The organism is Ornithinimicrobium pekingense DSM 21552, from assembly GCF_000421185.1.
GTDB lineage: Bacteria > Actinomycetota > Actinomycetes > Actinomycetales > Dermatophilaceae > Ornithinicoccus > Ornithinicoccus pekingensis.
On the sequence record NZ_ATWJ01000009.1, the window covers coordinates 351,018 to 371,809 of the forward strand.

The following is a 20,792-nucleotide window of genomic DNA, read 5'->3' on the forward strand; positions in this document are numbered from 1 at the left end:
TCCTGACACGATGTCGGTTAGGTTGCGCTTCATGCTGACTCGCTCCGGGGGTGCGCCGACGCGCACGCTGGTCCTGGTGTCCGCCCTGCTCGCCGTGGCCGGCGGGGTGCTGCTCTGGCTGGGTCTGACCGGCCCGCTGCAGACGCCGCAGGACGCCCTCGAGCCGGTCGCCGACGGCGCGACCGTGCAGGTCTCCGACGAGGGGTTCTCGCTGTGGTCGCAGGACCCCGACGCGTGGGAGACGGCGGTGTGCAGCGCCGGGGGGACGCCGCTGCTGCGTCCCACCGCGGCGTGGTCGATCACGGTCGCCGGCACGGACCACCACGAGGTGGCGCGCAGCCCCCGCGCGCTGCTCGCCGGCTCCTACGAGGTCACGTGCACGCCGGAGCAGACGCTGTATGCCGGCCCGCACGCCGAGCGCACCGCGCCGTCGCCCCTGCGCGGCCCGCTGGGCGTGGCCGCGGGCGGCACGCTGCTCGGGCTCGCCCTCGTGACCGCGGTGGCCGCGCTGCTGCTGCACCGTCGTCAGCGCCGGCTGGAGGCGTTCCGCGTGCCGGCGCACCGGCTGGACCCGAGCCTGCGGTCGCGGGGGACGGTCGACGGCGAGTAGGCCGGCGCCTCACCCACACGCACGATCGGGACCGATCGTGGTCGTCATGACGACCACGATCGGTCCCGTTGTCCGTAGGTCGGGCCCGCCGGTCAGTGCTCGGTCGTGCCCGCCTCGTCGCTCGGCTCCTGCGGGGCGGGGCCGGCGACCTCGGGGTCCTGGAGGAACTTCTCCAGCTCGGCACCGATCTCGTCGGCCGTGGGCAGCTTGGACGCCTCGGCGGCGAGCAGGCTGCGACGGCGCTGGCCCTCGACGAAGTGGTCGTAGCGCTGCTCCAGGCCCTCGACGACCTCCTTGGCCCCCTCGCTCTGGGCCAGCTCGGCCTCGATGCGGCCGCGGGTCAGGCCGGCCATCGCGATGAGCTCGGCGGTCGGCAGGACCAGGCCGGTGAGGTCCATGAGGGCGTCAGCCGCGGCCACGGCGGCGTCGCCGAACTGGGTCTCGGCGAGGTAGTGCGGCACGTGCACGGCCACGCCCATCGTGGTCAGCCCGGCCTCGGCCAGACGCAGGTGCAGCAGGGCCTCGGCGCTGCCGGGGACCTTGACCGACCCGAAGAGGGGGGTGTGACCCTCGCCGAGCAGCTCGCGGTCGCTGGCGTAGCGGGTCATCCCCACCGGGCGGGTGTGCGGCACGGCCATCGGGATGCCGTGGGCGCCGGCGACGCGGCGCACGCCGAAGGCCAGGCTGAGCTGGCGGACGGCCTCGACGAAGCCCTCCCAGCGGAAGTCCGGCTCGACCCCGTGCAGCAGCAGGAAGGGCTCGCCGGCCGCGTCCTGCATCCGGTAGAGGACCAGGGAGGGGTCGTCGTAGTCGGCGTAGTGGTCGGAGTCGAACGTCATGAGGGGACGCCGCGAGCGGTAGTCGACGAGGGCGTCGACGTCGAAGCTGGCCACGACCTCGTGCTCGAGGGTGTCCAGCAGGTGCTCGGCCAGGGTGGACCGGACCATGCCCGCGTCGAGGAACCCGTCGAGTGACACCAGCATCAGCGGGGCCGGCTGCGGCTGGCGGGAGGCGTCGGCCTCCAGTCGGAACAGTGGCGAGTGCGTCGTCACGTCGGTGCTCTCCTTCCGTCTGCGGGGTCAACGCCCTGGTGGGGTCGAATGATTCCGGGTGATAGGCATGGACCATGAGCACACCGGCGTCCGTCTTCTCCGACCTGTCCCACTACGTCGCCGTGCCGCGGCTGTCCGGCCTGGCGATGTCGCCCGACGGGACCCGGCTGGTCACGACCGTGGCGACCCTCAACCGTAAGGCAACCGGTTACACCACCGCGCTGTGGGAGGTCGACCCGACCGGGGAGCGTCCGGCGCACCGGCTCACGCGCAGCGCCAAGGGCGAGGCCGGGGCGGCCTTCACCGCCAGCGGTGACCTCTACTTCACCTCGGCCCGCCCCGACCCCGACGACGACGAGGAGGAGCCGCGCTCGGCGCTGTGGCTCATCCCGGCCCACGGCGGCGAGGCCCGGGTCGTGCACAACCGGACCGGCGGGATCGCCGGGGTGTCGACCGCCCGGGACGCCGACGTCGTGCTCGTCACCGCGGGCCTGCTGCCGGGGGCGCGGACCGAGGAGCAGCACGCCGCCCTGGCCAAGACCCGCAAGGAGGGCGGGGTCGACGCGATCCTGCACGCCGGCTACCCGGTGCGCTTCTGGGACCGCGACCTGGGCCCCGAGCTGCCGCACGTCTTCGCCGTCGAGCCCGGCGGCGAGAAGGACGCGGACGCCGACGCGGACGCGCAGGGTGAGGACGAGGCCCCCGCGCCGCTGCCCGGCACCCTGGACCGGACCCCGCCGGTGCGGCTGCGGCTGCTGACGGGCGGGCTGCCGGCCCCGCTGCACGAGCCCCACCCGGTCCTCTCCCCCGACGGCAGCTTCCTGCTGCTCGGTGTCCCGGTGCCCCAGGCCCGGGCCGAGCAGCGCTCCGCCCTGGTGCGCATCGACGTCGCCAGCGGCGAGCGCCATACCCTCCTCGACCGCGACGCGACCGAGGTCGACCCGGGGCCGGTCAGCCCCGACGGCACCCGCGCGGTCGTGGTGGTCGACCGTGTCACCAGCCCCACCGAGCCCCCGCACCCGCGCCTGCACGTCGTGGACACCACCACCGGTGAGACGACGCCGCTGGCCCACGACTGGGACCGCTGGGCCTCGCCCGTGGCCTGGACCCCGGACGGTTCCTCCGTCCTGGTGCTGGCCGACAGCGACGGGCGGCGCCCCGTCTTCCGCATCGACGTCGCGACCGGCGAGGTCACCCAGGTCACCCACGACGACGCCGCCTGGAGCGACCTCGTCGTCGACCCCGACGGGCGGGTCGCCTACGGCGTGCGCAGCTCCTACCTCTTCCCGCCCGAGGTCGTCCGCCTGGACCTGACCTCCGGCGAGGTCACCGAGCTGCAGGGACCGGTCGCCCGGCCGCAGGTCCCGGGCCGGCTCGAGGAGGTCACCACGACGGCCGCCGACGGCACGCCGGTGCGCGGCTGGCTCGCGCTGCCCGAGGGCGAGGCCACGGGCGGGCACCCCCTGCTGCTGTGGATCCACGGTGGGCCGCTGGGCTCCTGGAACGCCTGGACGTGGCGGTGGAACCCCTGGCTCATGGTCGCCCAGGGGTATGCCGTGCTCCTGCCGGACCCGGCGCTGTCCACCGGCTACGGGCAGGACTTCATCCAGCGCGGCTGGGGAGCCTGGGGCGACGCGCCCTACACCGACCTGATGGCGGTCACCGACGCCGTGGTCGCGCGCCGCGACATCGACGGGTCCCGGACCGCCGCGATGGGCGGGTCGTTCGGCGGCTACATGGCCAACTGGGTCGCCGGGCACACCGACCGGTTCCGGGCGATCGTCACGCACGCCTCGCTGTGGGCCCTGGAGGGCTTCGGCCCCACGACCGACGCCGCCTTCTACTGGCAGCGCGAGATGACGCCGGAGATGAGCGCGGTCAACAGCCCGCACCGGTTCGTGGAGCAGATCGTCACGCCGATGCTCGTCATCCACGGCGACAAGGACTACCGCGTGCCGATCGGCGAGGGGCTGCGGCTGTGGTACGAGCTGCTGTCGCGCTCGGGGCTGCCGGCGGCCGAGGACGGGTCGACGGTCCACCGGTTCCTGTACTTTCCGCAGGAGAACCACTGGATCCTCGCCCCGCAGCACGCGAAGGTCTGGTACGAGGTCGTCAGCGCCTTCCTCGCCGAGCACGTCCTGGGCGAGGAGCCGAAGGTGCTGCCGCACGTGCTGGGTCTGACGCCTCCGCCGGAGGACGCTCCGGCCTGACGGTCGGGCAGGCACCCGACCGGGCCGGGCCACTCCCGGTGCCACTCCCGGTGCCGGTGGTCGGTGTCGGTGATCGGTGCCACAGTGGCGGGTATGGACAGCACCCGCCTCACCCCGACCGCCGTCGCCGCCGACCCCGAGCTCGCCGACTGGCGCGTGCTGCTGGGCCGCCTGTCGACGCGGTTCGCGACGGGCAGCTTCGTGACGGGCGCGCGGCTGGTGGCCGCGATCACCGAGATCGCCGAGGAGCTGGACCACCACCCCGACCTCGACCTGCGCTACCCGCACCTGACCGTGACCACGGTCAGCCACGACGTGGGCCACCTGACCGGCCGGGACCGCGAGCTGGCCCGGCGGGTCAGCGCGGCCGCGCGCTCGATGGACGTCTCAGCCGTGCCGGCCGAGGTGTCCACCCTGGAGGTGGCGCTGGACGTGACGGACGCCGACCGGGTCCGCCCGTTCTGGGCCGCGGTGCTGGGGCTGCAGGCCGGCGCGGACGGTGACCTGGCCGACCCCGCCGGCCGGATCGCTCCCCTGTGGTTCCAGCAGATGGACGAGCCCAGGACCGCGCGCAACCGCTTCCACCTCGACATCACCGTGCCGCACGACGTCGCCGAGCAGCGCGTGGCTGACGCGCTCGCCGCAGGTGGCACGCTCGTCAGCGACGAGAGAGCGCCCTCGTGGTGGGTGCTGGCCGACGCCGAGGGCAACGAGGTGTGCGTGTGCACCTGGCAGGACCGCGAGGACTTCTGAGCCACCTCACGGGCACGGCGGTCAGGGGCCGGGCGCCCACCCCGTCCGCGCGGCCCACTCCTGCGCCCGCGGGAACGCCCGCGCGAACCACGGTTCCTTGGCCTCGGCGTAGTCGCTCGTGGGCAGCCCGGAGGCGACCAGCACCGCCTTGAGCTCGGCGTAGTCGCTCCTGGCCTGCTCGTCGTCCCGCAGCCAGTCGCGCATGAGGAGCGCCAGCCGCCAGGCGTTCCCGTCCGCCGCACGGCCGTGCACGTGCACGACGCGCGCGGGGTCGGCACCGCCCCAGAGCCGCTTGGGCCAGCGCTCCTCCCCCGTGCCCGCTCCCCGGGCGTGGTCCCACCCGCTCGCCGGGGCCGTGAACCCGACCGCGCCCAGCCGCGTGCGGACGGCCTCCTCGTCGAGGACCTCCAGGGTCGGGACCACCACCTGCAGGTCGATGACGTCCTTGGCCGCCAGGCCGGGGACCGCGGTCGAGCCGATGTGGTCCACGCGCGCGGCCCGGTCGCCGAGCGCGGCCCGCAGCCGCGCGACCAGCCTGGCCCCCTGCGCGGGCCAGCTCGGGTCGGGGTCGACGACCGTCAGGTCCTCGCTGCGGCGGACCTTGCGGCCGAGGCGCAGGTTGGCCTCGAAGGGCACGAGCCGGTCCCACCACAGCCGGTCGACCCTCGACCTCAGCTCCTCGAGCGTCCCGGAGTTGGGCAGCAGCACGTCGGCGGCCGCCCGCCGGGCGCGGTCGTCGGCCTGGGCCCGGATGCGAGCCCGGGCCTGCTCCTCCTCCATGCCCCGCAGCTCGACGAGCCGGTGCAGCCGGACGTCCTCGGGGACGTCGACGATCACCGTCAGGGCGTAGTCGCCCACCCGGTCGAGCTCCACCAGCAGCGGGATGTCGTGGACGACCACGGCGTCCTGCGGCGCCCCGCCGACCAGGGCCGCGGTCCGCTCGGCGATGCGCGGGTGGGTGATGGCCTCCAGGTCACGCCGCGCGGACTCGTCGCCGAAGACGACGGCAGCGAGCGCCGGCCGGTCCAGTGCGCCCTCGTCGGTGACGAGGTGGGCGCCGAACCGGTCGGCGATCTCGGCCAGGGCGGGAGCGCCGGGCTCGACGACCTCGCGGGCGATCCGGTCGGCGTCGAGGACGACCGCCCCGAGCTCGGCCAGCCGCTGCGACACGGTCGACTTGCCGGACCCGATCCCGCCCGACAGTCCCACGCGCAGCATGGACCCCAGGGTATGCCGTGGCGCCGACCGGGCACCTACGTCGGGCGCACCTGCGCGTCCTTGCCCGTCATTTCCTCGATGTCGCGCTCGGCGGTGGCGAGCAGGTTGTCGGCGAGGTGGCGCAGGGCGCGGGCGACCGCGACCTCGTCACCGATCTCCGGCACCGGACGGTCCTTGGGCGAGCGGTGGCTCTGCCCGGTCGCGACGAGATGCTCGGGCGCGTCCGCCAGCAGGACCGCCCGCACGTCGGTGTCGTCGGCGTTCTCGAAGATGGACACCCGGACCGACCACTCGCGCACGTGCGGCATACCGGAGCCCTGGCCCGAGGCCCCGTGCGCGGCGGCCGCTGGGGCCGCGGACGAGCCCGCAGGCGCGGCGGCCACCGCCTCGGCGACCTCCTGCGGCTCGTCCTCGCTCGAGACCCGCAGCACGGCGCCCGGGCCGGGGAAGATCAGCCCGGTGTGGCCGTCGGACCACTCGACCAGGTAGGGCGGCCCTCCCTCGGCTCCCCGGGTCTCCAGCACCCGTCCGTCCCGCGTCGGCTCCCCGACGTGGGCGGCGGCCAGCACGATGCGGTCACCTGGGCTCGCCCTCATGAGCGCGTCACGGGAACGGCTCCCGCCCGGCCACGAGGTGGACGTGCGCGTCTGCCGCGCGGCACCCCCGGGTCGAACCACTCGAGCAGGTCCGTGCGCGGACCGGTCGTGCGTGCCATCTCCTTGGCCATGGTTCTCCTCCTGCTCCCGGGGCACCGTCGCCCTCGCGCCTCCAGTCTGCTCCCGGGCCCGCGGTGGAGGGAAGGTCGCGACCGCGTGGGAAAGACCACACCCCGCGGCCCCTCCGGGGCCTTCCGCACCCCCGCCGCGGCTGCGTAGGCTGGGAGGACAGCAAAGGAGCTGGCCATGACGGCATCGACCTCCACCGCCACCCTCACCTTCCTGGGCGCGGCCGGCACCGTGACGGGGTCCAAGACCCTGCTGACCGTCGACGGCCGGACGTTGCTGGTCGACGCGGGCCTGTTCCAGGGCGAGAAGACGTGGCGGCTGCGCAACTGGGAGCCGTTCCCGGTATCGCCCCGCACGGTCGACGCCGTCGTGCTGACCCACGCGCACCTGGACCACTGCGGCTACCTGCCGGCGCTGGTCCGCGAGGGCTTCGCCGGCCCCGTCTGGTGCACCGAGGACACCCGTCGGCTCGCCGAGATCGTGCTGCGCGACTCCGCCTACCTGCAGGAGAGCGACGCCGCGCACGCCGCCCGGCGCGGCTACTCCCGGCACCACCCGCCCCGGCCGCTCTACACGGTCACCGACGTCGAGCAGTCGCTGCCGCTCTTCCGCACGGTCGACTTCGACGAGGAGCACCTCGTCGACCCCGCGGTCGGGCTGCAGGTGCGGATGACCCGCGCCGGCCACATCCTCGGCTCGGCCAGCGTGTCCGTGACCTGGCCCGGCGGGTCGGTCCTGTTCTCCGGCGACCTCGGCCGTGTCGACCACCCGGTGCTGCGCTCCCGGGACATCCCGCCCGGCGCCCACCACGTCGTCGTCGAGTCGACCTACGGCGACCGCGAGCACCCCGACCCCGACGGGGCCGCCTACGAGAAGCTCGCCGACGCCGTCCGCCGCACCACCGCCCGCGGCGGGACCGTGCTCGTCCCGGCGTTCGCGGTGGACCGCACCGAGGTCGTGCTGCAGGCGCTGAGCCAGCTGCGGCGCGCCGGGCGGATCCCGGACGTGCCCGTGATCGTCAACAGCCCCATGGCGCTGGCCGCGCTGCGCGTCTACCGGCAGGCGGCCTCCCGGGGCGAGCTGCGCCCCGACCTGCGCGGCGAGCTCGCCGACCTGCCCACCCTGCGCGAGGCCCGCACCGTGGAGGAGTCGAGGGCGCTCAACCGCCCGCGTATGCCGTGCGTCATCATCAGCTCCTCGGGCATGACGACCGGGGGCCGGGTCGTGCACCACCTGCGCCACCTGCTGCCCGACCGGCGCAACACCGTCGTGCTGACCGGTTACCAGGCCGTCGGCACCCGCGGCCGGGCGCTGGCCGAGGGAGCGCACCAGGTCAAGATGCACGGGGAGTACGTGCCGGTGCGCGCCGAGGTGGTCCAGGTCGACGAGTTCTCCGTCCACGCCGACGCCTCCGACCTGCTGTCCTGGGTCGCCGCACTGGAGCCGGCGCCGCGCACGGTCCTCGTCAACCACGGCGAGGCCGACTCAGCCCGGGCGCTGGCCAGGAGGATCGACGAGGAGCTGGGGCTCGTCGCGGTCGCCGTCCGCCACGGCGAGGTGGTCAGCGTCCGGCACTGACGAGGAGGGCACATGCACGCGTGGGTGGTCGAGGAGCCCCGACCCGTTGCCGACGGGCCGCTGCGGCTGGTGGAGCTGCCGGACCCGCAGCCCGGCCCGGGCGAGGTGCGGGTCCGGGTCGAGGCGTGCGGCGTCTGCCGCACCGACCTGCACCTGGCCGAGGGTGACCTGGTGCCGAGGAGACCGCATACCGTGCCCGGCCACGAGGTCGTCGGACACGTCGACGCCCTCGGCCCGGGGTGCACGCGTCTGGCGCTGGGCGACCGGGTCGGGATCGCCTGGCTGCGCGGCACCTGCGGGCGGTGCCGGTGGTGCCGCAGCGGGCGCGAGAACCTGTGCCCGCGCGCCACCTTCACCGGGTGGGACGCCGACGGCGGCTTCGCCGAGCTGGCGGTCGTCGACGAGGCGTTCGCCTACCGGCTGCCGGAGGACCTGCCCGCGGAGAAGGCGGCACCGCTGCTGTGCTCGGGCATCGTCGGCTACCGGGCGCGGCGGCGGGCCGACCTGCCGCCGGGCGGACGGCTCGGCCTCTACGGCTTCGGCGCCTCGGCGCACCTGGTGGCGCAGGTCGCGGTGCGGCAGGGGGCGGTCGTGCACGTGATGACCCGCTCCGCGAGTGCCCGGCAGCTGGCGCTGGACCTCGGCGCGGCGTCGGCCACCGCGGCCGCGGACCCGCCTCCCGAACCTCTTGACGCCGCGATCCTCTTCGCCCCGGTCGGCGACCTGGTGCCGCCGATGATGCGGGCGCTGGACCGCGGCGGGGTCGGGGTCGTCGCCGGCATCCACCTCAGCGACGTCCCGCCGCTGGTCTACGAGCGGGAACTGTTCTACGAGAAGCAGCTGCGCAGCGTCACGGCCAGCACCCGGGCCGACGGGGAGGAGCTGCTGCGCCTGGCCGTCACGCTGGGCCTGGAGCCGACGACCACGGCGCGGCCCTTCGACGCGGCCGCGCGGACGCTGGCCGACCTGGCGGCCGACGCCTACGGGGGCGCGGCCGTGCTCGTGCGGTGACCACGCCCCTGCGGTGAGGAGGGGCCCCTCAGGAGGCGGTCGCGTCCTCGGCGGCGTCCATCGCCGCGTAGATCCGCTTGGCGGACACCGGGCCGGCGGTGCCCAGCCGCTGGGCGAAGACCGACACGCGCAGCTCCTGCACCGACCAGACGACGTCCCTGACGTCGGGGTCGAGGCGGCGGTGCGGGGGCAGCTTGGCCAGGAAGGCCTCGAGCTCCTCCTCCACCACGTGCACCTCCTCCATCCGCTTCCGGTCGCGGGGCAGGTCCTGCACGCCCTTGTCCAGACGCTCGGCCATCGCGCGCAGCCAGACGACCATCCGCGGCAGCCGCCGGTAGCCGACCTCGGCGACGAAGCCGGGGTGCACGAGCCCGTCGAGCTGGCGCCGCAGGTCCAGCGCCATGTCCGCCGCAGCAGGGGTCGTCAGCCGTTGCAGCCGCAGGGAGACGTCGCGAGCGGTGTCGAGGATGGGCACGAGGGCCTCGACGATCTCGAGCACGCGCGGGACGGTCTGCTGCTTCACGGCCGTCAGGGCCTGCTGGAACTGCGCCGGCGTGCGCACCGTCGCCCCCGGCATCTCGGCCACGACCGAGTCGACGGCCGCGGCGAGCGCGTCGTCGAGCAGGGCGGGGACCGAGCCGTGCGGGTTGTGGCCGAGGGAGAGCTTCTGCTGGTTGGTCAGCAGCGCCAGCAGCCGCTTCCACGGCGGGGTGGAGCTGAGCAGGAGCAGCCGGCGGATGCCGCGGGTGGTCTCGCGGTCGGCCTCGGACCGGGTGGCCAGCACCCGGACGTCCACGGCGGTGCCGGTGTCGACGAGGGCCGGGAAGCCCTGCACGACACGTGGACCGACCTGCCGGGAGAACGTCTCCGGCAGCGGGTCGAGGTCGGCCGGCCAGCTCGTCAGTCCCGAGCGCTCGACCCCCGATGCCGCGGCGGCCATCGTCGTGCGGACCTGACCGGCGAGCTGCTGCTGCAGGGCCGCGAGGTCCTTGCCCTCGCCGAGCACCTCGACACGCCCGCGGGAGCGACCGCGGCCGCCCCGGCCGCCCCGGCCGTCCTTGCCACCCTTGCCGTCCTTGCCACCTTCCTTGTCGTTCCCCGGGCGGACCGCACGCTCCACGCGGAACGTCATCCGCAGGTGGTCGGGCACCCGCTCCACCTCGAAGTCGGAGGCGTGCACCCGCACCAGCCCGCGCCGGGTCAGCTCCTGGGCCAGCGCCTCGCGCACCGGGAGCGCGCCCACGGTGCCGGCCTCCTGCATACCCCTCAGGGCCGCGCGCGCGTGGTCCGGCGCCGGCACGAAGTTGCGCCGCAGGTCCTTCGGCAGGGCCTTGACCAGCGCGGTGACCAGCTCCTCGTGCATGCCGGGCACCAGCCAGTCGAAGCCGTCCTCGTCGACCTGGTTGAGCACCTCGACGGGCAGGTGGACGGTGACCCCGTCGGCGTCGGCTCCCGGCTCGAACTGGTAGGTGAGGCCGAACGTGAGCTCGCCCTGCGTCCAGCTCGTCGGGAAGTCGGTCTGGCTGACGGCCGACGCGGAGTCGGAGACGAGCAGCTCCTCGGTGAAGGTGAGCAGCCCCGGGTTCGTGCGGCGCTCGGTCTTCCACCAGGTGTCGAAGTGGGTGCCGGAGACGACGTCGGCGGGGATGCGCTCGTCGTAGAACGCCACGAGGGTCTCGTCGTCGACGAGGATGTCGCGCCGCCGCGCCCGCGCCTCGAGCTGGCCGAGCTCGCGCACCAGCCTGCGGTTGGCGTGGAAGAACTCGTGCCGGGTGTCCCAGTCGCCCTCGACGAGCGCGGTGCGGATGAACAGGTCGCGCGCGGTCTCGGGGTCGACCCGCCCGAGGGGGACGGTGCGCCCCGCGACGAGGGGTATGCCGTAGAGCGTCACCCGCTCGTCCGCGACGGCGCTGCCCCGCGACCGCGACCAGCGGGGCTCGCTGTAGCTGCGCTTGACGAGGTGGTGCGCGAGCGCCTCCGCCCAGGCCGGGTCGATGACCGCGTTGGTGCGCGCCCACAGGCGGGTCGTCTCGACCAGCTCGGCGGTCATCACCCAGTCGGGGTTGCGACGGTGCAGGACCGAGCCGGGCTGGATGACGAAGTGCGCGCCGCGGGCGCCGAGGTAGTCGCGCTTCTCCTTCTCGTAGAGCCCGACGTGGGACAGCAACCCGGCCAGGAGCGAGCGGTGGACGTCGTCGGCGGTGGCCGGGTGCTCGTTGGTCTGCAGGCCCAGGCTCTTGGCCGCCTGCCGCAGCTGGGTGTGCAGGTCCTGCCACTCGCGCACACGCAGGTAGTGCAGGAACTCGGCCTTGCACAGCCGGCGGAAGGCGGACCCGGACAGGTCCTTCTGCTGGCGCTGGAGGTAGGTCCACAGGTTGAGCAGGACGAGGAAGTCACTGGTCACCGTGTCCTTGGCGCCCTCGTCCTTGCGCGGGCCCTGGCCGCCTGCGCCCTGCACGCGCACCGGCTCGGCGGCCTGCGCGGGACGGTCGCCCTGCCGGTCACCGCGTCCGCCCTGCTCGCCGCGCGGTACTCCCCCGGCCCTGCGGAAGCGGGCGTGCAGCTGGTCGGCCCGCTCCCGCTGCTCCAGGGGCCGCTCGCGCACGTCCTGGATGGACAGCGCGGCGACGATGACCAGGACCTCCTTGAGGGCGCCGTTCTTCTCCGCCTCGACGAGCATCCGGGCCAGGCGCGGGTCGACGGGCAGCGCGACGATGGCCCGGCCGTAGGGGGTGATCCGCTTGCGCGGCAGGTGGGCCGGGGCGTCGGGGTCGATCGCCTGCAGCTCGGTCAGCAGCCGCACACCGTCGGCGACCTGCCGCGAGTCCGGCGGCTCGAGGAAGGGGAAGCGCTCGATCTCGCCCAGCCCGAGGTTGGTCATCTGCAGGATGACGCTGGCCAGGTTGGTGCGCAGGATCTCGGGGTCGGTGAACTCCGGCCGGGCGGCGTGGTCGTCCTCGCTGTAGAGGCGGATCGCGATGCCGTCGGCGAGCCGGCCGGCGCGACCCGCGCGCTGGTTGGCCGAGGCCTGGCTGATCGGCTCGATCGGCAGCCGCTGCACCTTCAGGCGCTGGCTGTAGCGGCTGATGCGCGCGGTGCCGGTGTCGACGACGTAGCGGATCCCGGGGATAGTGAGCGAGGTCTCCGCGACGTTGGTCGAGACGACGATGCGTCGCCCGCCGTGCCGGGAGAAGACGCGGTGCTGCTCGGCCGCGGAGAGCCGGCCGTAGAGCGGGAGCACCTCGGTGCGGGGCAGCTGCATACCCTCCAGGGCGTCCACGACGTCGCGGATCTCGCGCTCGCCCGAGCAGAAGACGAGCACGTCCTCTCCGCGGCCGTCCCGGCCGCTCGCCTCGGTCCACAGCTCCTCCACGGCCTCGACCACGCCGGTGACCTGGTCGATCTCGACCTGGACGGGCGCGGCGTCGGCGCCGCCCTTGGTCGGGGCGACCTCCCGCACGAGCGGGCGGTAGCGGACCTCCACGGGGTAGGTGCGACCCGAGACCTCGACGATCGGCGCCGGGCGCCCGTCGGCGTCGGCGAAGTGGGCGGCGAAGCGCTCCACGTCGATGGTCGCCGAGGTGATGATGACCTTAAGGTCCGGTCGCTGGGGCAGCAGCTGGCGCAGGTAGCCGAGGATGAAGTCGATGTTGAGGCTGCGCTCGTGCGCCTCGTCGATGATGAGCGTGTCGTAGCGGCGCAGCATCCGGTCGCGCTGGAGCTCGGAGAGCAGGATGCCGTCGGTCATCACCTTGAGCAGCGTGTCCTCGCGCGAGCGGTCGGTGAACCGCACCTGGTAGCCGACGAGCGTCCCCAGCTCGACGCCCAGCTCCTCGCTGATGCGCTCGGCGACAGAGCGCGCGGCGATCCGCCGCGGCTGGGTGTGCCCGATCATCCCCTCGACGCCACGGCCGAGCTCGAGGCAGATCTTGGGCAGCTGGGTGGTCTTGCCCGACCCGGTCTCGCCGGCGACGATCACGACCTGGTGGTCACGGATCGCCTCGCGGATGTCCTCGCGGCGGTCGCTGACGGGCAGCTCTGCGGGGTAGCTGATGCGCTCCGGCGCCGGCAGGGCCGCCCGGCGCGCCGCGACCAGCTCGGCACGCCTCCGGGAGCGGTGCTCGTCCTCGTCCCTTCGGGGACGCCGGCCCCCGTCCGGGGTATGCGGTCGCCCGCCTCCTGCGCCCCCTCCACCTCGGCGGCGGCGGGGTCCCCGGGCAGGCCGGGACGGCTGCGGGGGAGGCTCGGGCACGCGCTCCACTCTACGAGCCGACCGCAACTCCCTTTCCCCGCCGACGACGTCGCTCGCACGCCTCCGGCCTCCCGACGGCACGATGCTGCCGGCGGGCACCGCGCGACGTAGGCTCGGCGCATGCGGTGGCGGACGGTCCAGGAGTTCCGGCACCAGGACCGCACGATGCTCGTCCGCCGCCCCGAGGGGGAGGGTGACGGCCCGGCGTTCGTCCTGGTGCACGGCATCGGCGTCTCCGCGCGCTACTTCACCCGGCTGGCCAGGGCCCTGGCCCCGCACGGCACGGTGCACGCGGTGGAGCTGCCGGGGTTCGGCGCGGCTCCCCGGCCGCCCGAGCCGCTGACGATCGAGGAGCACGCCGCCACGCTCGACGCCTGGGTGCGCGAGGCCGGGCTGGAGCAGCCGGTGGTCGTCGGGCACTCCATGGGGGTCCAGGTGGTGCTGGAGGCCGCCCTCCAGGACCCCAGGATCTGGTCGGCCGTCGTCGCCGTCGGCGGTGTGGTCGACCCCGCCGCCCGCACGGCGACGCAGCAGGCTCTCCGGCTGGCCCACGACATGCTGCTCGAGCCGCCGCTGGCCAACTGGGCGGTGCTCACCGACTACCTGCGCACCGGCCCCCGGTGGTACCTCCGGACGCTGCCGCACATGCTCGGCTACCGGACCGAGGAGACGCTCCCCCGGCTCGAGGTCCCGCTGCTGGTGATGCGTGGGGCGCGCGACCCCATCGCCTCCGCGGCCTGGGTCGAGCACATGCGGCGTCTGGCCCCGGACGCGCGGCTCGTCGAGGTGCAGGGTGCAGCGCACGTCGCCATGTACAGCAGGCCGGAGGTCGTCGCCGGGCAGGTCCTCGCCCACGCCCGGGCCGCGGCCGGCCGCGAGCCGGCGTGAGCCGCCTGACGGGCCTCGTCCGCAACGGCTGGTCGTGGGCCCTGGACTACCTCTACGTCGGGCTGCGGCAGGCCCAGGGGTTCGTCCGCCGCGTGGACCCGGCCACCTACCGCGACCCCGACACCGCCGCCGCCTCCACCTCCGTCGCCCCCGTGCTCCTGCTGCCCGGTGTCTACGAACGGTGGCAGTTCATGCTGCCCCTCGCCGAGCTTCTGCACGGGCGCGGCCACCCGGTGCACGTCGTCACCGGGCTGCGGTGGAACACCGCCTCGGTGCCCGCGAGCGCCGCCGTCGTCGGCACCTACCTGCGGGAGCAGGACCTGCGCGACGTGCTGGTGGTCGCCCACAGCAAGGGCGGTCTGATCGGCAAGTACGCCATGCTGCACGAGGACCCCGACGGACGCATCGACCGGATGATCGCGGTCGCCACCCCGTTCGGCGGCTCCGTCTACGCCCGGCTCTTCCTCCTGCCCGCCATCCGCGCCTTCTCCCCGGCCGACCCGACCGTGCGGTCGCTGGCCGAGCAGCTGGAGGTGAACCGCCGGATCACCTCGATCTGGGGCGCCTTCGACCCGCACATCCCCGGCGGCAGCCGGCTGGAGGGCGCCACGAACGTGCCGCTGCGCACCTCGGGGCACTTCCGGATCATCGGCCAGCGTGAGCTGCTGGACGCGGTCGCGTCGGTGGCCGCCGGCGACGGCTCCCCCTAGGACCGCTCACGCGACGTCCTGGCCGGCCCGCAGCCCCGGGCCACGGGCAGGTGCGTGACCCCCGCCCCGGTCACCACGAAGGTGCCGTGCAGGTCGACGAGGGCGCGACCGCATACCTCCAGCGCGTGCTGGTGCAGCCGGCGGTCCTGGTCGCTCACCAGGCCCCAGGACCGGGCGATGCCGATCACCACCCCGCCGATCCCGGCCAGCGTCACGCAGCTGAGGACCGTGGCGGACACGGTCTCGCGCAGGGCGGTCTCGTGCGGGATGTCGCCGACGAAGACGGGCTGGGCCAGCGAGCCGTCCCCGCGGCACAGCAGGAAGCTGAGGCCCCCGGTCGTGCGGTCGGCGTCCGAGACGCACAGGTCGAGCAGGTCGGCGGCGAAGAGGGGGTCGGCGAGGGACCGGGTGGGCCAGTCGGGCGGCAGGTCGTGAAAGGTCATGCCGCGAGCGTGCCCAACGCGCGCCCGGCGCCGCAGATCTTGTCCACAGGCCCTCACCGGGCGGGCCCCACCGCGCGTCAGAGCATGAGCGAGACGGTGTGGATCACGAGGCCGACCAGCGCACCGACGATCGTGCCGTTGAGCCGGATGAACTGCAGGTCACGGCCGACGTGCAGCTCGATCTTGTCGGAGGCCTCGCGGGCGTCCCAGCGCTGGATGGTGCCGGAGATGACCGAGGTGATCTCCGGGCCGTAGCGCTCGACGAGGCTGACGACCAGGTCGGCGCTGCCGCTGTCGAGCTTGGCCCGCAGCGCCTCGTCCTCGACGACCCGGCGGCCGAAGCCGCTGAGGGCGCCGGACATCCGCCGACGCAGGTGTCCCTGGGGGTCGGTGAGCGCCTCGAGGAGGGTCGCCCGCAGGGTCTCGCCGATCCGGACGCCGGTCGCGCTGACCTGCGGGTGGTCCAGCAGCCGCTCCTTGAGGGCCTCGAAGCGGGCCATCGACCGCGGGTCGTGCTGCAGGTCGGCGGCGATGTCCGCCAGGTAGGAGTCGAGGGCGGCGCGGACGTTGTGGTGGGGGTCGTTCTTGATGTCGCGGGCCCAGCGCAGGACCTCCTGGTAGACGCGACGCGTCACCTGGTCGTTGACCCACGTCGGGGCCCAGGCCGGCGCGCGGGAGCGGACGATCTGCTCGACCTCCTCCTGGTGCAGCGCGAGCCAGGCGTGCAGCTCGCGCGCGACCAGGTCGACCAGGCCGTGGTGGGAGCCGTCCTCGACGACGCGCTCGAGCAGGTGCCCGGCCATCGGCGAGAGCGGCTCGCGCCGCACGCGCGGCAGGACGACGTCGTCGATGACGGTGCGCAGCTCCTCCTCGTCGACGCGCTCCACGGCGCGCACGAGAAAGGGCACGGCCTCGGTGACGATGCGGTCGGCGTTCTCCTCCCGACCGACCCACTCGCCCAGCCGGAGCATCACCCCGGCGTCCATGTACTTCTCCCGCATCACCTGGGGGGTGAGGAAGTTGTCGGTGACGAACTGCTCCAGGCTCGCGCCGAGGTCGTCCTTGCGCCGACGCACCAGCGCGGTGTGCGGGATCGGCAGGCCCAGCGGGTGCCGGAACAGCGCGACGACGGCGAACCAGTCGGCGATGGCACCGACCATGCCGGCCTCGGCCGCGGCGTTGACGAACCCCCAGGCCCCGTCCCGGCCGTGGGTGAGCAGGTAGACGACCGCCATGGCCACCAGCAGCCCCGTCGCCACCGCGCGCATGCGGCGCAGGCCGGCGCGGCGGGTGGCGTCGTCGACTCGGGCGGCGGCCGGCGGGGCGAGCGTCGTGGTCACGGTGCGAGCGTAGCCGCCGCGACCGATGAGGACTGTCGGTCGCGGGGGTCAGACTCACCAGGGACGGGCGCACCGGGCGTCCGTCGAAGCAGAGGGAGACCTGCCATGGTGACGCTCAACCCCTACATCACCTTCCGCGGCGAGGCGCGCGAGGCGATGACCTTCTACCGGTCCGTGCTCGGCGGCGAGCTGACCATGAGCACCTTCGGCGAGAGCGGGATGGGTCAGGACCCGGCCACGGCCGACCAGATCATGCACGCCCAGCTCGAGGCGCCCGGTGGGCTCACGCTCATGGGGGCCGACGCTCCTCCGGGTATGGAGAGCGCGCCCGGTGACACCGTCTCGATCTCGCTGAGCGGACCGGCGCAGGACGAGGAGCGGCTGCGCGGGTGCTACACGGCGCTCAGCGAGGGCGCCCGCTCGACGCTGCCGCTGGAGAAGGCGCCGTGGGGCGACTGGTTCGGGATGCTGACCGACCGCTACGGGATCGGCTGGATGGTCAACATCGCCGGTGACGGCGGCTGATCAGCCGGTCCACTCCCCCGTGCGCCACGCCCGCTCGAGCACGGCGGTGTAGGGACGGGTGTCCCAGTCGTGCCCGCTCACCCACGCGTCGTCGCCGTAGGTGTCGGCGTAGCGGCTCGCGTCATCGCACAGCAGCGTGACGATCGACCCGGCCCTGCCCTGCTCGCGCAGCTCGCACGCCAGGCGCAGCACGCCGTACATCGCCGTGCCGGTGGACGGGCCGCAGGAGAGGCCCAGCTCCTCGCGCAGGAACCGCATGGCCGCGACCGAGGCGGCGTCGGGCACCCCGAGCATGCGGTCGACGACGCCGGGGACGAAGCTGGGCTCCACGCGGGGGCGGCCGATGCCCTCGATGCGCGAGCCGCACGGTGCCCTGCCCGGCGCCTCGCCACCCCCGAACGCCGGCAGGAACGCCGACCCCTCCGGGTCCACCACGCACAGCCGGCTGGCGTGCCCCTTGAGCCGCACGTAGCGCCCGATCGTGGCCGACGTGCCGCCGGTGCCGGCGCCGACGACGAGCCACTCGGGCACCGGGTGCCGCTCCAGCGCCATCTGCTCGAAGATCGACTCGGCGATGTTGTTGTTGCCGCGCCAGTCGGTCGCCCGCTCGGCGTAGGTGAACTGGTCCATGAAGTAGCCGTCGTAGCGCTCCGCGAGCTCGCGGCTCACGTCATACACGGCCGCCGCGTCCTCGACGAGGTGGCAGGAGCCGCCCTCCCGCTCGATGAGCGCGATCTTCTCGGTGCTGGTGTCGCGGTGCATGACGGCCACGAACGGCAGCCCGAGCATGCGGGCGAAGTGCGCCTCGCTGACGGCGGTCGAGCCCGAGCTGGCCTCGATGACGGTCGTGCCCTCGCGGATCGCGCCGTTGCACAGGGCGTGGAGGAACAGCGAGCGCGCAAGACGGTGCTTGAGGCTGCCGGTGGGGTGGGTCGACTCGTCCTTGAGGTAGAGGTCGACCTGCCATCCGGCCGGCATCCGGACGTGCACCAGGTGCGTGTCGGCGCTGCGGTTGGCGTCGGCGCGCAGGCGCCGCACCGCCTCGTCGGTCCAGGCCCGGTCGGCCGGTCGCGGCGGGCGCACGTCGCGCAGCGGCTGCACGCCGGTTGCGGGCGGGGTCTGCTGGAGGCTCACCCGCCCGACGCTACCGGCCGCTCAGACGAAAACGACCTGGGCGCCCTCGGCGATGTCGATGAAGTCTCCGGCGCTGATAACACCCTCCACGCCCGGGTGCAGGTCGGCCTCGATCATCTTCATCATGTCGTAGGTCAGCCGGCAGGCGTACATGTGCGCGCCAGAGGCCTGGAGCAGGTCGAGGAAGTCGGGGATCGAGGGGATCTCCATCTCCTCCATCTGCTTCTTCATCATCCGGGTGGCGAAGCCGGTCATCCCCGGCAGGTTGCCCATCGCCTGCGGCATCGAGACGTGCTCGAGGCCGGGCCGGAGCCGGCCCAGGTCGGGCATGTGCATGGCGGTGTTGCCCGACAGCGTGAACTTGAGGTTGTCGTAGGTCTTGGTGTTGATGATGTCCAGGCCCCAGAAGGTGAAGAAGATGTGCACCTCGACGCCCTCGCCCAGCGCGGCGTTGCCCATGATGAGCGCCGGGTAGGCCATGTCCAGGTTGCCCTTGGAGCAGATGAAGGCCATCTTGCGGGGCCCGGAGTATGCGGCCGCGCCGGTGCCCTGGGTCGCCGTCGCCGCAGCGGTGGCGCCGTTGCCCTGCGGCGCGGGGGTCCGGCCCCGGTCGCCGAAGTCCGGCATGATGAAGCCCTCGGGGGGCGTGGTGCGGGTGGTGGTCGTGCTCATGGTGGGTCCTCCTCCTCGTCGGTGGGTGGCTCAGACGCAGCCGACGGGCTTGGGCAGGCCGGAGAGCCAGGCCATCTTCTTGGCGGGCTTGCCGGGGTAGAGGGCGAACAGGGTCTTGATGTCGAAGCCGCCGACGGTCTGCATGCGCCGCAGGGTCGGGGTGACTCCGGTGGTGGCCGAGTCCTCGCGCATGAAGCGCAGGGTGGCCAGGTGGTCCTCGCTCAGCTCGAGGTCGATGAGGGCGGCCAGGTCGGTGGCGAGGTCCTCGCTCCAGTCCTCCCTGCGCGTCAGGAAACCCTCGGTGTCGACCTCGAAGGTCCGTCCGTTGAGCGTGTTGGTGGGCATCGCGGCTCTCACTCCTTCGGCCGGCGCTTGCCGGCCATCGACATGTGGCTGGAGACGGGCAGGCGGCGGCCGGGGAGCAGCATCTTCCAGTAGATCTGCTCGAACGCCAGCTTGCCCAGGTGGTTGACCCGTGAGGGCTTGAGCAGCGTCATCGGGCCGGCGACCGGGACCGGGAAGGTCCCCTTGAGCGGCTCGGTGTCGTAGTTGAAGTCGAGCAGCATCGCCTGGCCGCGGCCGGACTCGACGAAGCAGTTGGCGTGCCCGTCGAAGGAGTTGGGCAGCGGTCGGCCCTGCGTGGCGGCGACGAAGTTGTCGACGAACTCCTCGGTGGCGAAGTGGGCCACCGACCCCGCCTTGGAGGTCGGGATGTCGCTGGCGTCGCCGAGCACGAAGATCCGCTCGTCCACGACCGAGCGCAGGGTGTGCTTGTCGACGGGGACGAAGCCCGCGTCGTTGCCCAGGCCGGAGTCCGTGACGAACTGCTGGCCGACGTTGGGCGGCACGGTCACGAGCAGGTCGAACGGCAGCTCTCGCCCGTCGTAGGCGACGAGCCTGTGCTGCTCGTTGTCGATCCGCTCGACCGCGAAGTCGGCGGCCAGACGGATGCTGCGGTCCTTGAGCAGCCCGCCGAGCTCTGCCGAGGCGACCGGCTTGGTGAAGGCGCCGTCGAGCGGGGTCACGTAGGTGATGTCGACCTTGTGCCGGACGCCCTTCTTGCGGAAGTGGTCCTCCACGAGGAAGGCGAACTCCAGCGGGGCCACCGGGCACTTGATGGGCATCTCGGTGATGTGCACCAGGATGCGGCCGGCGGTGAACCCGGCGAGCGCCTCCTTGAGGGCGACCGACCCCTCGTAGGTGTAGAACTCGTGGACCTTGTCCCGCCACAGCGCGCCGTCGGCCATGCCGTCGACGAGGGTCGGGTCGGGGCGGGTGCCGGAGGCGATGACCAGCCAGTCGTAGGACAGGCGGCGCCCGTCGACCAGCTCGACCTCGCGCTGCTCGCGGTGCACGCGCGCGATCGCGGCCTCGACGAAGTCGACGCCGTCGTGGAGGAGCTCGCGGCGGTCCTTGACGACGCGCTCCGGCTTCATCCAGAACGGGATGAACAGGTAGCCCGGCTGGTAGCGGTGCTGGGTGTCCTGGTCCACGACGGTGATCGACCAGGCGTCCTGGTCGAGGGTCGCGCGCAGGTGGTTCGCGGCCATGGTGCCGGCGGTCCCGGCCCCGAGGATGAGCAGCTTTTCCATGTCTCTCACGATACCCCCTACAGTATGTAGTAGAAGACCGTTCCGGCCTCCTCGCGGCCAGGTGTGACGGACCAGACAC

The 20,792-nt window shown here is 73.7% G+C and carries 18 protein-coding genes; 8 read left to right on the forward strand and 10 right to left on the reverse strand.

Annotated elements, in window-relative coordinates:
* Nucleotides 1-31: 31 nt before the first annotated feature.
* Nucleotides 32-610, forward strand: a complete 579-nt coding sequence (locus K330_RS0109130; protein ID WP_022921532.1) for a hypothetical protein — start codon at nt 32-34, stop codon at nt 608-610.
* A 92-nt stretch (nt 611-702) separates the two neighbouring features.
* Here the strand turns inward: K330_RS0109130 and K330_RS20290 are convergent, their stop codons facing one another.
* Nucleotides 703-1,662 carry a PAC2 family protein gene (locus K330_RS20290; protein ID WP_022921533.1) on the reverse strand — a complete coding sequence of 320 codons (960 nt, stop codon included), beginning with the start codon at nt 1,660-1,662 and terminating at the stop codon, nt 703-705.
* 74 nt (nt 1,663-1,736) lie between these two features.
* Between K330_RS20290 and K330_RS0109140 the strand changes: the two genes are divergently transcribed.
* A complete protein-coding gene (locus K330_RS0109140) occupies nt 1,737-3,872 on the forward strand; it encodes a S9 family peptidase (protein ID WP_022921534.1) in 2,136 nt (711 codons plus the stop codon).
* A 93-nt stretch (nt 3,873-3,965) separates the two neighbouring features.
* Nucleotides 3,966-4,625, forward strand: coding sequence for a VOC family protein (locus K330_RS0109145; protein ID WP_022921535.1), 660 nt, complete (start codon nt 3,966-3,968; stop codon nt 4,623-4,625).
* Nucleotides 4,626-4,646: 21 nt separating this feature from the next.
* Here the strand turns inward: K330_RS0109145 and coaE are convergent, their stop codons facing one another.
* Nucleotides 4,647-5,843, reverse strand: coding sequence for a dephospho-CoA kinase (gene coaE, locus K330_RS0109150; RefSeq protein ID WP_022921536.1), 1,197 nt, complete (start codon nt 5,841-5,843; stop codon nt 4,647-4,649).
* Nucleotides 5,844-5,878: 35 nt separating this feature from the next.
* Nucleotides 5,879-6,439, reverse strand: a complete 561-nt coding sequence (locus K330_RS24295; protein WP_051145532.1) for a dsRBD fold-containing protein — start codon at nt 6,437-6,439, stop codon at nt 5,879-5,881.
* Nucleotides 6,440-6,745: 306 nt separating this feature from the next.
* On the opposite strand from K330_RS24295, the gene K330_RS0109165 reads away from it, so the two are divergent.
* Both K330_RS0109165 and K330_RS0109170 read left to right on the forward strand, forming a co-directional pair.
* Complete coding sequence (locus tag K330_RS0109165) at nt 6,746-8,146, forward strand: MBL fold metallo-hydrolase RNA specificity domain-containing protein (protein WP_022921537.1); 1,401 nt, start codon at nt 6,746-6,748, stop codon at nt 8,144-8,146.
* Between the two features lie 12 nt (nt 8,147-8,158).
* Nucleotides 8,159-9,157, forward strand: a complete 999-nt coding sequence (locus tag K330_RS0109170) for a zinc-dependent alcohol dehydrogenase family protein (protein WP_022921538.1) — start codon at nt 8,159-8,161, stop codon at nt 9,155-9,157.
* A 28-nt stretch (nt 9,158-9,185) separates the two neighbouring features.
* Here K330_RS0109170 and hrpA read toward each other — a convergent pair whose 3' ends face one another.
* Nucleotides 9,186-13,409 (reverse strand): ATP-dependent RNA helicase HrpA, encoded by a 4,224-nt coding sequence (hrpA, locus tag K330_RS0109175; protein ID WP_084617375.1) that lies wholly within the window; start codon nt 13,407-13,409, stop codon nt 9,186-9,188.
* A gap of 120 nt (nt 13,410-13,529) precedes the next feature.
* Here hrpA and K330_RS0109180 point away from each other — a divergent pair, with 120 nt between their 5' ends.
* Together K330_RS0109180 and K330_RS0109185 are read left to right on the forward strand one after the other, a co-directional pair.
* Nucleotides 13,530-14,297, forward strand: a complete 768-nt coding sequence (locus K330_RS0109180) for an alpha/beta fold hydrolase (protein WP_022921540.1) — start codon at nt 13,530-13,532, stop codon at nt 14,295-14,297.
* Nucleotides 14,294-15,007, forward strand: a complete 714-nt coding sequence (locus K330_RS0109185) for an esterase/lipase family protein (protein ID WP_022921541.1) — start codon at nt 14,294-14,296, stop codon at nt 15,005-15,007. Before K330_RS0109180 ends, K330_RS0109185 begins: the two co-directional genes overlap by 4 nt.
* Here the strand turns inward: K330_RS0109185 and K330_RS0109190 are convergent.
* Both K330_RS0109190 and K330_RS0109195 read right to left on the reverse strand, forming a co-directional pair.
* Nucleotides 15,004-15,450: a hypothetical protein gene (locus K330_RS0109190; RefSeq protein ID WP_022921542.1), complete on the reverse strand. Its 447-nt coding sequence runs from the start codon at nt 15,448-15,450 to the stop codon at nt 15,004-15,006. The genes K330_RS0109185 and K330_RS0109190 overlap by 4 nt on opposite strands.
* Nucleotides 15,451-15,527: 77 nt before the next feature.
* Nucleotides 15,528-16,790 (reverse strand): DUF445 domain-containing protein, encoded by a 1,263-nt coding sequence (locus K330_RS0109195; RefSeq protein ID WP_022921543.1) that lies wholly within the window; start codon nt 16,788-16,790, stop codon nt 15,528-15,530.
* 105 nt (nt 16,791-16,895) lie between these two features.
* On the opposite strand from K330_RS0109195, the gene K330_RS0109200 reads away from it, so the two are divergent.
* A complete protein-coding gene (locus K330_RS0109200) occupies nt 16,896-17,315 on the forward strand; it encodes a VOC family protein (protein WP_022921544.1) in 420 nt (139 codons plus the stop codon).
* Here the strand turns inward: K330_RS0109200 and K330_RS0109205 are convergent, their stop codons facing one another.
* The 4 genes from K330_RS0109205 to sqr are packed head-to-tail and all read right to left on the reverse strand — an operon-like array spanning nt 17,316 to nt 20,713.
* The gene (locus K330_RS0109205; protein WP_029202499.1) at nt 17,316-18,416 is read right to left on the reverse strand and encodes a PLP-dependent cysteine synthase family protein; all 1,101 of its coding nucleotides are present in this window, start codon (nt 18,414-18,416) and stop codon (nt 17,316-17,318) included.
* Nucleotides 18,417-18,470: 54 nt separating this feature from the next.
* Nucleotides 18,471-19,121 carry a DsrE/DsrF/DrsH-like family protein gene (locus tag K330_RS20295; RefSeq protein WP_022921546.1) on the reverse strand — a complete coding sequence of 217 codons (651 nt, stop codon included), beginning with the start codon at nt 19,119-19,121 and terminating at the stop codon, nt 18,471-18,473.
* Between the two features lie 30 nt (nt 19,122-19,151).
* A complete protein-coding gene (locus K330_RS0109215) occupies nt 19,152-19,466 on the reverse strand; it encodes a TusE/DsrC/DsvC family sulfur relay protein (RefSeq protein WP_022921547.1) in 315 nt (104 codons plus the stop codon).
* An 8-nt stretch (nt 19,467-19,474) separates the two neighbouring features.
* Nucleotides 19,475-20,713, reverse strand: a complete 1,239-nt coding sequence (gene sqr / locus K330_RS0109220; protein WP_022921548.1) for a type III sulfide quinone reductase, selenoprotein subtype — start codon at nt 20,711-20,713, stop codon at nt 19,475-19,477.
* Between the last annotated feature and the right edge of the window lie 79 nt (nt 20,714-20,792).